The sequence below is a fragment of the Rhodococcus (subgen. Prescottella) equi genome (genome assembly GCF_003013675.1).
Classification (GTDB): Bacteria; Actinomycetota; Actinomycetes; order Mycobacteriales; family Mycobacteriaceae; genus Prescottella; species Prescottella equi.
The window spans coordinates 4,702,746-4,717,136 of record NZ_CP027793.1; the positions used below are offsets into that span (position 1 = coordinate 4,702,746).

Consider the following 14,391-nt stretch of genomic DNA (forward strand, 5'->3'; position numbering starts at 1 on the left):
CATGCACCGGGACGTGGAGCTCAGCCGGCTACGGATCAGCCGGCGCCGCGCGCTGACCCTGGGCGGCGCCCTGACACTCAGCGGCGTCCTGGCGGCGTGCGGCGGCCCGGGCACCGATCCCGCCCCGGCCGTCCCCACCACCGCGGTCCCCAGCGACATCGAACCGCGGCTGCTCGCGCTGCTCGACGACGCCCCGCGCTGCGTCATGGCGGTCGAGGAGACGCAGGGCCCGTACTGGTTCGACGTCGACTCGATCCGCCGCGACATCCGCGAGGACCGTCCCGGCCTGCAGCTGAACCTCGCACTGCGCGTGCAGGACGTACGCAACTGCGACCCCGACGGCGGCGCACCCGGAGTTGCGAACGCCGTCGTCGAGATCTGGCACTGCGACGCGGGCGGGGTGTACTCCGGCTACGAGGACTCGTCCGTCGCGGCGAACGGCGGCACCGGGGCGCCGGGCGGCGCGTCGTCGATCGTCACGATGTCCGACGGGTCGTACAGCCTCGACGACGGCCAGATCCCCACCACCGACGACGGCACGTACCTCCGGGGCGCGCAGGTCACCGACGGCAACGGCATCGCGCAGTTCACGACGATCTTCCCCGGCTGGTACACCGGCCGCACCGTGCACATCCACCTCAAGGTGCACATCGACCGCAGAACGGTCCTGACCACGCAGCTGTACCTCGACGACGCGCTGACCGACGACATCTTCGCCGGCGTCGCGCCGTACACCGCTCACCCCGGACGCGACACCCGCAACGACACGGACGTCATCTTCCACGCCACCGGGCTGATGAACACCGCCCGTGAACCCGACCGGATCCTGGCGGCGATCAATCTGGGCATCGACATCTGACCTTCCGGTTCCCAGCAAGCTCACAGCCGACGTCCAGCCTCACGCCAGACCGCCCGCCGACGATGGTTCTCGACTCATTCGTTGCGAGGAAGGATGTCGAATGAACAAGGACGTGGAACTGAGCCGGCTGCGGATCAGCCGGCGCCGGGCGCTCGCGCTGGGCGGAACCGTCAGCCTGACCGGGCTGCTCGCGGCGTGCAGCGGCGGCGGTAGCCCCACGACCGCCGCTACGGCGTCGAGCGTGTCCGGGTCTTCGGGGGCTTCCGGGGTTTCGGGGGCTTCCGGTTCGCTCGCCACCGGCACCGTCGACGAGCAACTTCTCGAACTCCTCGACCAGGCGCCGCGGTGCGTCATGGCCGTCGAGGAGACGCAGGGCCCGTACTGGTTCGACGTCGACTCGATCCGCAGCGACATCCGCGAGGACCGTCCCGGGCTCGAGCTGAACCTCGCGATGCGTGTCCAGGATCTGACCAACTGCAGCGCAGACGGCAGTGCGGGCGCGGTCGCCAACGCCGTCGTCGAAATCTGGCACTGCGACGCGGGCGGGGTGTACTCCGGCTTCGAATCCGGTTCCGTCGCCGCGAACCAGGGCGGGGGCATGGGCGGGGGTATGGGCGGGGGTATGGGCGGGCCGCCGCCCGGTGGTACGCCGCCGGAAGGAATGCCCGAAGGCGGCCCCGGGGGGCCGGGTGGCCAGCCGCCCCAGGGCGGTATGGGCGGACCCGGTGGCCCCGGCGGCATGGGCGGCTCGGGCGAGACGTCGGACGGCTCGTACAGCGTCGGCGACCAGGAGGCCACGACCACCGACGACGGCACCTACCTGCGGGGCGCGCAGACCACCGACGCGAACGGCATCGCGCGGTTCACGACGATCTTCCCCGGCTGGTACACCGGCCGCACCGTACACATCCACCTCAAGGTGCACATCGACAAGAAGACCGTGCTCACCACGCAGCTGTACTTCGACGACGCGCTGAACGACGACGTGTTCTCCACCGTCCCGCCGTACACCGACCACACCGGCCGCGACACCCGCAACGACACCGACGGCATCTACGACGCGGCCGGGCTCATGGCGACGTCCCGGCAACCGGACCGCATGCTCGCCGCCATCAACCTCGGCATCGACGTTTGACACCATCGATCCCGAAGGATTTCCATCGCCCGGCGAGAGGATTCCTTTCAGGATCGGCCGACACCGGCGGCGCGGTGTAAAGATGGAGTGCATGACTCGTTCCGGCATCGACCTGACCCACATCGACGCGGGCACGCGCCCGCAGGACGACCTGTTCGTGCACGTCAACGGCAAATGGCTGGACGAGTACGAGATCCCGGCCGACCGTGCGGTGGACGGCGCGTTCCGCACCCTGTACGACAAGGCCGAGGAGGACGTGAAGACGCTCATCCAGGAGGCGTCCGAGTCCGGCGCGGCGCACGGTACCGACGCCCAGAAGATCGGCGACCTGTACTCGAGCTTCATGGACGCCGACGCCGTCGAGGCCGCTGGGCTGTCTCCGATCGCCGAGGAACTCGCGGCCGTCGCGAACGCGGCGGACCTGAGCGAACTCGCCGGCATCGTGGGACGCCTGCAGCGCACCGGCGTCGGCGGCGGCATCGGGCAGTACGTCGACACCGACGCCAAGGATTCGTCCCGCTACCTGGTGCACTTCACGCAGTCCGGTATCGGATTGCCCGACGAGTCGTACTACCGCGAGGACAACTACGCCCCGATCCGCGACGCGTACGTCGAGCACATCCGGAAGATGTTCGAACTGGCCGGAATCGAGTACGACGCTCAGCGCGTGTTCGACCTCGAGACGGCGATCGCGGGCGGCCACTGGGACGTCGTCAAGCGTCGTGACGCGGAACTCGGCTACAACCTGGTGACACTCGACGACCTGCACTCGCAGTACGGCGGGTTCGACTGGGATGCCTGGATTTCCGGTCTGCAGGCGACGCCGGAGCAGCTCGCCGAGATCGTGGTCCGCCAGCCCGGGTTCGTCGAGTCGTTCACCGAACTGTGGACCTCGCGCCCACTCGAGGACTGGAAGGCGTGGGCCACGTGGCGCGTCCTGCACTCGCGTGCCGCGTTCCTCACGGAGGCGATCGTCGCGGAGGACTTCGCGTTCTTCGGCACGACTCTCAGTGGCACCCAGGAGAATCGCGAACGCTGGAAGCGTGGCGTCTCGCTGGTGCAGGACCTGCTCGGGGAGGCCGTGGGCAAGCTGTACGTCGAGCGGCACTTCCCGCCGGAATCCAAGGCGCGCATGCAGGAACTCGTCGCGAATCTGCAGGAAGCATACCGCCGCAACATCTCCGATCTCGAGTGGATGTCCCCGGCTACCCGGCAGGCCGCGCTCGCGAAGCTCGAGAAGTTCACCCCGAAGATCGGCTATCCGGACAAGTGGCGGGACTACTCGGCCGTCGAGATCGACCCCGCCGATCTGGTGGGCAACTACCGCAGCGGCTTTGCTGCCGAACACGACCGCGACATCGCCAAGCTCGGCGGTCCGGTGGACCGTGACGAGTGGTTCATGACCCCGCAGACCGTCAACGCCTACTACAACCCGGGCATGAACGAGATCGTCTTCCCCGCAGCGATTCTGCAGCCTCCGTTCTTCGATCCGGAGGCCGACGACGCCGCCAACTACGGGGGTATCGGCGCGGTGATCGGCCACGAGATCGGCCACGGCTTCGACGACCAGGGCGCCAAGTACGACGGCGACGGCAACATGGTCGACTGGTGGACCGACGACGACCGCACCGAGTTCGGTAAGCGGACCAAGGCGCTCATCGAGCAGTACAACGACTTCGAGCCCAAGGACCTGCCGGGCCACCACGTCAACGGCGAGTTCACGATCGGCGAGAACATCGGCGACCTGGGCGGCCTGTCGATCGCACTCGAGGCGTACCGGATCGCCACCGAGGGCACCGAGGCTCCGGTCCTCGACGAGTTGGACGGCCTGCAGCGCGTGTTCTTCGGCTGGGCGCAGGTGTGGCGTACGAAAGCGCGCAAGGAAGAGGCACTGCGGCGACTGGCAGTCGACCCGCACTCGCCGCCGGAGTTCCGCTGCAACGGCGTCATCCGCAATCTCGACAGCTTCCACGACGCGTTCGACGTCCAGCCGGGGGACGCCCTGTATCTGGAGCCCGAGAAGCGGGTCAAGATCTGGTAGGCGCTCCGCACCCGTGCGCCTTTTCGGTAGCGACTCCTACCGAAAAGGCGCACAGGCGCGACACCGCGATGCGCCGGCGCGCCTCCAACCCTCCCGGGTGAGGACGGCCTCGACCTCCCGGGCCACGACACACGGCATGCCGCCGACCTCGTCCATCCCGTACACCAGCCGCGGCCGGTCGGCGATTTCGGCGGCGTTGTCGCGCCTACGATCGCGAAACTGGACCTCACGCATCGAATGAGCCCACCGGCCGTCGAGCCGCACGATCAGAGGGACGCCGTGCTCGGAGTAGTCGACGTCTTCGAAGAGCGTGCGCCCGTCCACGATCACCGGACCCTGACGGTGCGCCGTCGGGAGGCCATGCGCCTGTTCGACGTCCACCGCATAGTGATACTCGAGTACCGACTGCACGCCGTTCGCAAGGAGTCCGACCGCGTCCTCGAGCGCGCGTCGGTATCGACGCGGTCGCCGCTCGACCATGCGCTGCCGGACGTCGTTCAGTCGTATTCGCGCGTTGGTGACCGTGGTGACGAGTGAGACGTAGGCCAAGCGGGCGGACGGCTCCGCCACCGCGACGTCGAGAGCAGTGTCGGCCTTCGACGTCCGCGGATTCGCCGTGTCCACTCCGATGTGCCGGTGCGCGCGAGAGCGGTGCACCACGACACCCGGATGCAGGAGCGACCCGGGCCGAATGACGGGGTGCCCGGACGCCCGTGCCGGCAGCATCGCGGTTGCCGTCTGCGGCCTCGAGGACTTTCCGTACGGCACCGTCACGTGCACCGGCGCACCCTCGTCGACCCGGAACATTCCCCATTCCTCGGCAGCCGTCCGATGGCTGAGCATCGCGTGGTCGCCGCCGTACAGCAACGCCGCCGCCAGTGTCATCTCGCGAGTCAGCGGGCCGTTCGTCACGGCGTAGACGCCGTGCAGGACGCGACGCCACCGCCCGGTGTCGAGGAGGTGTCTGACACGTCCGCGGCCATAGCCGAGCAGCGCGATCTGGCCCTGGGTGACCATTCCCCACTGGTCGTCCACAAATCGTCGAAGGTCGGGAGACTCGATTTCGGTCATGCCGCGATCGTTCGTTCCGGCCATGACAAGTTCCGGTGGAGCCCGGGCAGTTATCCACAGCCCCTGTGCGCCTTTTTGGTAGTCCCGGCCACCGAAAAGGCGCACAGGCGGCGCAGCCGCCTATCGCGCATACATGATCACGCCGACGCCGCACAGGCAGATGAGTGCGCCGATGATGTCGTAGCGGTCCGGGCGGAAGCCGTCCATCACCACGGCCCACAGCAGTGAACCCGCCACGAACACACCGCCGTACGCAGCCAGAATGCGCCCGAAGTTGGCGTCGGGTTGAAGGGTCGCAACCAGACCGTAGATGCCGAGGGCGATCATTCCGGCGCCGACCCACAGCCAGCCCCGCTGCTCACGCACGCCCTGCCACACCAGCCAGGCCCCACCGATCTCGAACAGCGCAGCCAGGACGAAAAGCAGGATCGAGCGCGTCACCGTCATGGCATCAATATCTCAGCCGTGCGCCTTTCCGGTAGCGCCAGCTACCAAAAAGGCGCACAGGTGCGAAGCGCCTATCGGTTCCAGTCACCCAGCCCGTCGGCGCCGCTGAGGATTCCGCCGGCGGTGTTCTGCACGATCACCGGGTCGCCCTTCTTGGCGTTCTCGAAGAACCACCGGCCGTCCTCGGTGCTGACGTTGAGGCAGCCGTGACTGACGTTGCTGTGGCCCTGCTGCTGCACGGACCACGGCGCGGCGTGGACGAAGATGCCGCTGTAGGAGATTCGCGTCGCGTACTCGACGTACGTGCGGTAGCCCTCGGGGGCGTCGATCGGCACGCCGTACGTGGACGAGTCCATGTACATGTCGCGGAACTTCTCGCCGACGATGTAGGTGCCGTTCGGGGTCTCGTAGCCGGGTTTGCCGAGCGACGTCGGCATCGTCTTGACGACCTCGCCGTTGCGGGTGACGGTGATCTGCTTGGTGTTGTCGTCGGCGACGGTCACGAGGGCGTCGCCGATCGAGAAGGTGGAATGCGAATCGCCGGCCTGGACGGTGACCTGGATGTTGGCGGGCCAGAACTGATTCGGCTTCCACCGGACCTGCTTGTCGCCTACCCAGTAGAAGTGCCCCTCGACGGGCGGGTTCGTGGTCACGCGGATCGCCCGCTCGGCGACGGCGCGGTCGGCGATCGCCTCGTTGAAGCGAATGATGACCGGCTGGGCGATGCCCACCACCTCGCCGGGCGCCGGGTTCAGCGACGGAGCCGAGAAGTTCGCGGGCCCGAGCGGCGGCGGGGCCGTGACGACCAGCCCGGCCGGCAGCAACGCCTGGACCTCGCGGGGCAGTTCGAACCCCGGCGGAAGAACCAGCGGCGGGGTGGGGATCTGCGGCAACTCGAAGGCAGGAAGTTGGACGCCCGGGATCTCCGCGCTTCCGGGGAACAGCGGCGCCGCCTGCGCGGGAGCGACGAGAGCGCCGCCCGCTGCGGTGGCGCCGACGAGCACGGCCGCCGCACGGGCGAACCACTTCCGACGCCTCGCGCCGCGTCCTGCGATCTGCCCGGTCATGTGCGCACCCCTCGCTCGACGACACCGTGCCACGGTCGCGCCGCCACGACGGGCGTCCGGTAGGTCTTATTCAGCCATACCGGACGCGCGTCCCACAACCGACCCGCCGCGAACCGCGACCGCCCTCAGCCGGCTTCGCCGCGCGCGATCTCGAGCATCGCGGCGATGTCGACGATCTTGGTGCGGGAACGGCCGCTCTCGGCGCCGAGTGCGCGTTCCTGCTTGTCGATGCGCTGCCAGCCCTGGAAATCGACGACCTCCGGCTGACGCTCGCCGACGAGCCGGCCGAGGTGCTCACGCTCGCCACCCGGCTGGGGCAGCAGTCCGTCGGAGAAATCGGACAGCAGCAGGTCGACGGTGGCCGCCGAGCAGTGCTTGTTGGTGCCGATGACACCGGTGGGGCCGCGCTTGATCCAGCCGGCGACGTAGACGCCGGGGACGGGCTTGCCGGTCTCCGGATCGATGACGCGACCGTTCTCGTTGGGGACCACGCCGCGACGCTCGTCGAACGGCAGGTCCTGAATCGGCAGACCCTTGTAACCGATCGACCGCAGCACCAGACCGGACTCGAGCGTCTCGGTGCGGTCGGTCGCGCGGGCTGTGAGCTTGCCCGCGTCGTCGGCGACCAGCTCGTTGCGCACCAGGCGGATGCTCTCGACGCGATCGTCGCCGATCAGTTCCGCGGGCGAGGCGAGGAAACGCAGCACGATGCGCTTGCGCCCGTCGGTGGCGGTCCGCTTGGCGAACTCCTCGACCTGACGCACCTTGAGCTTCTCGGACGGCTCGGAGTCGGGCCCGTCGACCCAGGCGCGGCTGGCCGCGTCCAGGATCACCTCGTCGGGATCGACGACGATGTCGACATCCGCCATCTGCCCGAGGGCGATCAGTTCCGGGTTGGTGTACGCGGCCTGCGCGGGTCCACGACGGCCGACGATGACGACCTCGCGGATGTTGCTGTGGCGCAGCGCCTCTACGGCATGCTCGGCCATGTCGGTCTTGGCGAGCTCGTCGGGGTCGGTGACGAGCACGCGGGCGACGTCCAGCGCGACGTTGCCGTTGCCGACGATGACGGCGCGTTCACCCGAGAGGTCGAACTCGTGGTCCGCGTAGTCGGGGTGGCCGTTGTACCAGGCGACGAACTCGGTCGCGGCGTGCGATCCGGGCAGGTCCTCGCCGGGAACCCCGAGTCGACGGTCGCTCGCCGCCCCCACCGCGTAGATGACGGCGTGGTGATGCTCGAGGAGCTCCTCGTGGCTCACGTGCCGGCCCACCTCGACGTTGAAGTGGCACTGCACCGAACGCTTGCCGAGGGCCGACCGGAACACGTCGGAGACACCCTTGGTACCCGGATGGTCGGGGGCGACGCCGGCCCGCACGAGTCCGTACGGCGTGGGCAGGCGGTCGAACATGTCGACCTCGACCCGCGGGCGCGAGGTGAGTTCGATGGCGGCGTAGCAGGCCGACGGGCCGGACCCGACGATCGCGACGCGCAACGTCCCAAGTTCGGCGCTGAGCTTCCGCGGCGACGCCAGCTCCGGCCAGTCCGGACCGATCGGATGCTTCTCGAAGTACGCCGCGTTGATCTCCGGGTACATCGAGTGCGCCTCGCTGAGCTCGTTCTCCCCGAAGATGGCGTCGACGGGGCACTCGTCGACGCACGCGCCGCAGTCGATGCACGTCTGCGGGTCGATGTAGAGCATCTCGGTCGTGGCGAACTCGGGCTCGTCCGGCGTCGGATGAATACAGTTGACGGGACAGACGTCCACGCATGATGCATCGTTGCAGCATGCCTGCGTAATCACATAAGCCACAGTTCTTCCCTACCTGTGCGTACCCACCGAGACCGACATTCTCGTTCAGACTATAACGTGTTTCAGTTTCGGTCGAGGTTCCGTTGCGTCGGAACGTGATCGGCCGGCCCCGCCATCATTCCGGGTCGGCCCCGCCATCATTCCAGCCGGAATCCGACCTTGAGTGTCACCTGGGTGTGGGCGACGGCCCCGTCCTCGATGTGGCCGCGCGTCTCGACCACCTCGAACCACTCCAGGTTCCGCATGGTCGCATTCGCCCGGCCGACGGCGTTGGCGATCGCGTCGTCGACACCCTTGCTCGACGAGCCGACGATCTCGATCACCCGATAGACATGATCACTCATCCGAGAACCTCCCTCACGAACGCACGATCGACTGCGCTTCGGCGCCGAGCCGGGCCAACCGCAGGTCACCGAGCGCGGTGACCGCGTTCCCCAGCCGGTTGGTGACGAACGCCAGCGCCAGACCCGTCTCCGGATCGGCGTAGGCGCCCGAACCGCCCACCCCGTAGTGCCCCAGCCCGCGGGTGGGCTGGACCCGGCTGGCCAGCAGCGGCGGGTGGTAGCCGAGTCGCCAACCGAGCTTGACGCCGAGTACGTAGTCGCGGTCGCGGGTCTGCACGGTGCCCATCTGCTCGAGAGTCTCCGGCTGCAGGAACCGGGCACCGTCGAGGACGCCGCCGTTCGCGATGGCGGCATACATACGGCCCAGTGAGCGGGCGCTGAACACACCGTTCCATCCGGGCATCACTGCGTCGTGCACCGCGGGGTTGCGGACCAGTTCGTCGAAACCGTCGGGCATCGCCGCCTCCGCGAGTCCACGGAGCGGACCCGCGAACGACAGGACCGCCGACGTCATGCGCCAGTCCAGGCCGCCGGGATTGATGTGCGGAAACAGCTTGGCGATACGTCCCCGCTGCGCCTGCGGCACCTGATACCAGAACTCGGGCATCCCGAGCGGTTCGGCGATCTCCTCGCGAACGAGGTCGGTGAACGGCCTGCCGGTGGCCCGCGCCAGCGTCTCGGCCACCAGCCAGCCGTAGGTGACCGCGTGGTACCCGGGCCCGCGGCGCCGCCGCGGATCGGGCGCCGCGGCGGCGAGGGCCTCGATGACGGTCTCGTAGTCGAGCAGCCCGGTCCGTCCGGGCACCAGTCCGCGGACCTTGTGCAGGCCCGCGCGATGGGTCAGGACGTCCCGGATCGTGATCTCGCCCTTGCCGGCGGCCCCGAATTCGGGCCAGTAGGCGGCGACGGGGGTGTCGTAGTCGACGATGCCGCGCTCGGCCAGACGGTGCGTGACGGTGCTCGCGACGCCCTTGCCCGTGGAGAACGACAGCGACACGGTGTCGCTGTCCCACCGGCGGTCACGATCGGCGTAGCCGGCCCAGACGTCGAGCACCTTCTCGCCGTGGACGTACGCGACCAGCGCGCCGCCGCCGTTGTGCGGATGGCGGTACATCGAGAAGAACCGGTCGGCCAACGGCAGGAATTGCGGGTGCACCAGCATCTCGGTGCGCGCCTGGGCGGCGGCCGGCACCCCGAGCGGGGCTCGAACGGGGGCAGGTGCCGCAGTCCGCGGCGCGTTGCCGTGCTCCACATGGATCGCCATCGCGACCTCCGATCCGCTCCTCACACCATTGTGATTGGCGCAGCCTAAGCGTGGAAGGGTTTCCGGCGGAGCGAAACAGACATACGCGAAGAGCGGGACGGAGAACTACCTGGTCAAGCGACCGACTCAGTCCTCCTTGCGGTCCCGGTCGCGACTCGGCTGCACCCGTTTGGGTTCGCCGGGCATCTTCGGATGGTTCGGCGGGTACGGCAGATCGCCCAGGCCGGCCGCCGCGTCCCGCTCGGCCATCTCGAGCAGGACGTCGAGCGAGTGCGCGACGTCGTCGAGCGTCGCCATCGGGTCGCCGCGACCGGCGAGCAGCGCGGGAACGGTCGCGATGGTGAAGTCGTCGGGCTCGACGGAGGCGAGCTCCTCCCACGTCACCGGGGTCGAGACAGTCGCGATCGGGGTGTTGCGCGCGGAGTACGCCGACGCGATCGTCTTGTCGCGGGCGTTCTGATTGAAGTCGAGGAAGATGCGCTTGCCGCGCTCCTCCTTCCACCAGTTGGTGGTCGCCCGGTCGCCGCTGCGCCGCTCGATCTCCCGGCACAGCGCGATCCCGGCGCGGCGGACCTCGACGAAGTCCCAACGCGGCTCGATCCGGATGTAGACGTGCAGGCCGCGCCCGCCCGACGTCTTCGGGAACCCGATCAGGCCGAGTTCGTCGAGCAGCGGTTGCATGACGTCCAGCGCGACACGACGGGCGTCGTCGAAGTCGGTGCCGGGCTGCGGATCGAAGTCGATCCGCAACTCGTCCGGATGCTCGACGTCGGGGCAGCGCACCGCCCACGGGTGGAAGGTGACGGTGCCGAGGTTCGCGGCCCACACGATGTCGGCGGCACCGCGTACGCGCAGCACGTCCGCGGTGCGTTTGGACGGGAACGTCACCTCGCACGACGCGACGTGTTCGGGCCGCTTGGCCGGCACCCGCTTCTGGTAGATCTCCTCGCCCTCGACCCCGTCCGGGTATCGCTGCAGGTGGGTGGGCCGGTCGTGCAGCGCCCGCAGCAGCTCGCCGCCGGTCGCGACCTTCAGGTAGTACTCGACGAGGTGGCGTTTGGTGCCGCCCTCGGGACCCAGCCGCGGGTAGTAGATCTTGTCGGGGTTCGACAGCCGGACGGCCACGCCGTCGACGTCGAGCTCCTCCGCCGGAGAACGCTTGGTAGCCGCCATGGTTCAGCTCTCTCCTGTGAGGACGTCGGCGAGGTCGTAGCGCAGCGGGACCTCGAGTTGCTCGAACGTGCACGACTGCGGGTCGCGGTCCGGACGCCAGCGCAGGAACCGGGCGGCGTGCCGGAAGCGGACCCCGGCCTGGCTGCCGCGCTCCCCCAGACCGCCTTCCATCTGGTCGTACGCGACCTCGAGGACCAGCTCGGGGCGCAGCGGCACCCAACTGCGGTCGGCACTCGACCGCCACCGCGTCGCCTCGCCCTCTGCGACGACGTCGTCGCCCACCCGCAACGGTTCGAGTTCGGCCAGCAGCTCGACGCGCCGCTTCGCGGTGAACGCCGACGCCCCGCCGACCATGTGCAGCTCGCCGCCGTCGTAGAGGCCCAGCAGGATCGACCCGATGCCCGGCTGACTCTTGTGCGGCCGGTAGCCGATCGCCACGACATCTGCTGTTCGGGAGTGCTTGACCTTCACCATCTCCCGCTTGTTCGGCAGGTAGTGGCCGTCGAGGCGTTTGGCGACGACGCCGTCCAGTCCGGCGCCCTCGAACGTCTCGAACCAGCGCTCGGCGGTGGCGGCGTCGCGCGTCGCGGCGGTGACGTGACAGCTCGGCCCGCCGCCGATCGCCCCGAGCAGGGCCGCCCGCCGCTCCGCGAAGGCACGTTTCGTGAAGTCGTCGTCGCCGAGCGCCAGCAGATCGAACCCGATGAACTGGGCCGGGGTCTCGGCGGCGAGCAGCCGCACGCGGCTGTCGGCGGGATGGATGCGCTCGGACAGCGAACCCCAGTCCAGCCGCGTGCGTCCGCCGATCTCGCGGGGCACCACCAGTTCACCGTCGACGACGCACCGCTCCGGCAACTCCGCGCGCACCGCGTCGACCATCTCCGGGAAGTAGCGCGCCAGGTCCTTGCCGCCACGGGAGCCCAGCACGACGTCGGCGCCGTCGCGGAAGACGATGGCACGGAATCCGTCCCACTTCGGCTCGTACGACCACACGGGCTCGTCGGCCGGCTGTTCCGGCACTCCGGATGCGGCCTTGGCCAACATCGGCTGCAGGGGTGGCGCGATCGGAAGATCCACGGGTCCATAGTGGCACCCGATCGGCGTCTTCGCGCTGCGCTTCGCCGTCGGTGTCGCCGATCAGTTCGTCTCGGGAGTTTCGAGCACCGAGACGACGGGCGTCGGGTTGCGCGTCAGATCCAGCACCGGGCAGTGCGCCTCGGCCGCCGCGTGCAGTTCCAGGTAGCGCTCGCGGGTTTCCGGCCCGGTGACCGTCACGACGACGCGCACCTCACCGAATCCGGGGCGGACGTCGTCGTCGAACCCGAAGAAGCCGCGGACGTCGAGGTCGCCCTCGGCACGGGCCTTGATGTCGTCGACCCGGATCCCGAGGCGCTCGGCCCAGAAGCGGTACGTGACGACGTGGCAGGACAGCAGCGAGGCCAGGTAGTACTCGACCGGGTTGGGTGCGGCGTTGTCGCCGCCGAGGGCCGGCGGCTCGTCGACCTCGACCGTGTACTTGCCCAGTGCGACGGTGCTGGCGACGGCGTCGTGCGCCTGGGCCTTCGCCCGGAACACGACGTGTGCCTTGGCGGCGTCGTCCGCGACGGCGTCGGCGGTCGCGGAGACGATGGCGGACAGATGCGATACGGAAGCTGTGGTCATGGGGGAACCTGTCGTGAGAGTGCGGATCCGGGCAGCCTCGGCCGCCCGGCGAACTGGTCGTCGGGGTCTATCGGAATCGACGACAACCGCACGTGCACACGAGCGCGAAATCGACATGACGGCGCCGCGTCAGCAGCATCCCCAGGTCGAGCGCGCGTGTTCCGGTCACAGCCGAAACTGTAACGCGCCGAACGCGCTACAGCCAGCCGCGCCGCTTGAAAATGGTGTACAGGCTGGCGCAGGTCAGGAACATGAGCATCAGAGCGAACGGGTAGCCGCCCGCCCAGTTCAACTCGGGCATGTTCTCGAAGTTCATGCCGTAGACGGTTCCGATGAGCGTGGGCGCGAACAGGATCGCCGCCCAGGACGAGACCTTCTTGATCTCCTCGTTCTGCGCGTAGCTGGCCTGCGTGAGGTTACGCATCTCCTCGTTCTGCGCCTGCGAGACCAGCGTCGCGTTGAGCGTGAGGATGCTGCCGAGCAGTTCCCGGAAGCCGTCCACCCGTTCGACGACCATGGTCGCGTGATCGGTGACGTCGCGCAGATACTTCTGCAGTTCCTCGTCGGTCTGGTACTTGTCGAAACCGGCGGACAGCGCCCGCAGCATGCCCAGCAGCGGCTTCGTGGCGCGCTGGAACTCGACCACCTCGCGCGAGAGTTCGTAGATGCGACGCGACACCATCGGATCGCCGCTGAACACCTCGGTCTCGATCTCGTCGATGTCGTTCTGCAGTCCGGCGACGACGGGAGCGTAGCCGTCGACCACGGCGTCGAGGATCGCGTAGAGCACGGCCTCCGGGCCCAGCTTGAGCAGTTCGGGGTCGCTCTCCATGCGGTCCCGAACATTCGACAGGTCCGGCGATTCGCTGTGCCGGACCGTGAGCACGAAGGTGGGACCGCAGAAGATGTGCAGTTCACCGAAGTCGACCGTCTCCGACTCGTCGAGGTAGCGGGCAGCGCGGAGCACCACGAACAGCGTCTCGCCGTAGCGCTCGAGCTTCGGACGCTGGTGCGCGACGATCGCATCCTCGACCGCGAGCTCGTGCAGATCGAATTGCTTTGCCGCAGCGTGCAGTTGAGTCTCGGACGGGCGGTAGAGCCCGATCCAGGCCATCGACGACGCATCGGGGAGGCTCGCGAGCGCCTCGGCCAGAGTCGCCGGCGACGCGATGCGTCGACCGTCGCGGTACACCGCACTGTTGACGACGCTGGACTCGACCAGACCGGCCTGCGGCGGGGTGGGCACGGACTGCCCGGGATGACGGGGCGCCATCGAGTGCTCCGGCGAGACCACGTCGTCGGCGGTGCCCGCGGCACGACGAGGAAGGATGGAACGGATCGGACGCTTTTCACGCATGCGAACACGGCTTTCGGGAAGGTCCGCGGCGACACCGCCGGTCACGGCAGCAGCGGACACCAGTCGAACGCCACCCGATCGGATGGCGTGGATTGTCTGAATTTCAGCTGGTACTCGGAGGTTGGCTACTCATCGCTAGCCCCACCTCCTCTTTCCTCGA

At 68.7% G+C, this 14,391-nt stretch carries 13 protein-coding genes; 3 read left to right on the plus strand and 10 right to left on the minus strand.

Annotated features, from left to right (window positions below):
• Position 1 precedes the first annotated feature (1 nt).
• From C7H75_RS21870 to C7H75_RS21880, 3 genes are all read left to right on the plus strand, one after another.
• On the plus strand, positions 2-859 hold the full coding sequence (locus C7H75_RS21870) for an intradiol ring-cleavage dioxygenase (protein ID WP_106851831.1): 858 nt from the start codon (positions 2-4) through the stop codon (positions 857-859).
• 100 nt (positions 860-959) lie between these two features.
• The gene (locus C7H75_RS21875) at positions 960-1,994 is read left to right on the plus strand and encodes a peptidase associated/transthyretin-like domain-containing protein (RefSeq protein WP_106851832.1); all 1,035 of its coding nucleotides are present in this window, start codon (positions 960-962) and stop codon (positions 1,992-1,994) included.
• 82 nt (positions 1,995-2,076) lie between these two features.
• Entirely contained in the window at positions 2,077-4,035 is a 1,959-nt protein-coding gene (locus tag C7H75_RS21880; protein ID WP_084979053.1) for a M13 family metallopeptidase, read from the plus strand.
• A 36-nt stretch (positions 4,036-4,071) separates the two neighbouring features.
• Here the strand turns inward: C7H75_RS21880 and C7H75_RS21885 are convergent, their stop codons facing one another.
• The 10 genes from C7H75_RS21885 to C7H75_RS21930 all read right to left on the minus strand — a co-directional run bounded on the left by C7H75_RS21885 (position 4,072) and on the right by C7H75_RS21930 (position 14,231).
• Entirely contained in the window at positions 4,072-5,106 is a 1,035-nt protein-coding gene (locus C7H75_RS21885; RefSeq protein ID WP_233281811.1) for a type IV toxin-antitoxin system AbiEi family antitoxin domain-containing protein, read from the minus strand.
• A gap of 120 nt (positions 5,107-5,226) precedes the next feature.
• On the minus strand, positions 5,227-5,553 hold the full coding sequence (locus tag C7H75_RS21890) for a YnfA family protein (protein WP_005517340.1): 327 nt from the start codon (positions 5,551-5,553) through the stop codon (positions 5,227-5,229).
• A 71-nt stretch (positions 5,554-5,624) separates the two neighbouring features.
• Positions 5,625-6,620, minus strand: coding sequence for a L,D-transpeptidase (locus tag C7H75_RS21895; protein ID WP_005517339.1), 996 nt, complete (start codon positions 6,618-6,620; stop codon positions 5,625-5,627).
• A gap of 125 nt (positions 6,621-6,745) precedes the next feature.
• Positions 6,746-8,431 (minus strand): FAD-dependent oxidoreductase, encoded by a 1,686-nt coding sequence (locus tag C7H75_RS21900; protein ID WP_175280051.1) that lies wholly within the window; start codon positions 8,429-8,431, stop codon positions 6,746-6,748.
• Positions 8,432-8,568: 137 nt separating this feature from the next.
• A complete protein-coding gene (locus tag C7H75_RS21905) occupies positions 8,569-8,775 on the minus strand; it encodes a dodecin (RefSeq protein WP_005517337.1) in 207 nt (68 codons plus the stop codon).
• Between the two features lie 13 nt (positions 8,776-8,788).
• Positions 8,789-10,039, minus strand: a complete 1,251-nt coding sequence (locus C7H75_RS21910; RefSeq protein WP_394342286.1) for a serine hydrolase domain-containing protein — start codon at positions 10,037-10,039, stop codon at positions 8,789-8,791.
• A 126-nt stretch (positions 10,040-10,165) separates the two neighbouring features.
• Entirely contained in the window at positions 10,166-11,212 is a 1,047-nt protein-coding gene (locus tag C7H75_RS21915; RefSeq protein ID WP_013417340.1) for a DNA polymerase domain-containing protein, read from the minus strand.
• Between the two features lie 3 nt (positions 11,213-11,215).
• A complete protein-coding gene (locus C7H75_RS21920; RefSeq protein WP_005517334.1) occupies positions 11,216-12,289 on the minus strand; it encodes an ATP-dependent DNA ligase in 1,074 nt (357 codons plus the stop codon).
• A 60-nt stretch (positions 12,290-12,349) separates the two neighbouring features.
• Positions 12,350-12,874 (minus strand): OsmC family protein, encoded by a 525-nt coding sequence (locus C7H75_RS21925; protein ID WP_005517333.1) that lies wholly within the window; start codon positions 12,872-12,874, stop codon positions 12,350-12,352.
• A gap of 196 nt (positions 12,875-13,070) precedes the next feature.
• Complete coding sequence (locus C7H75_RS21930; RefSeq protein WP_022598158.1) at positions 13,071-14,231, minus strand: magnesium and cobalt transport protein CorA; 1,161 nt, start codon at positions 14,229-14,231, stop codon at positions 13,071-13,073.
• Between the last annotated feature and the right edge of the window lie 160 nt (positions 14,232-14,391).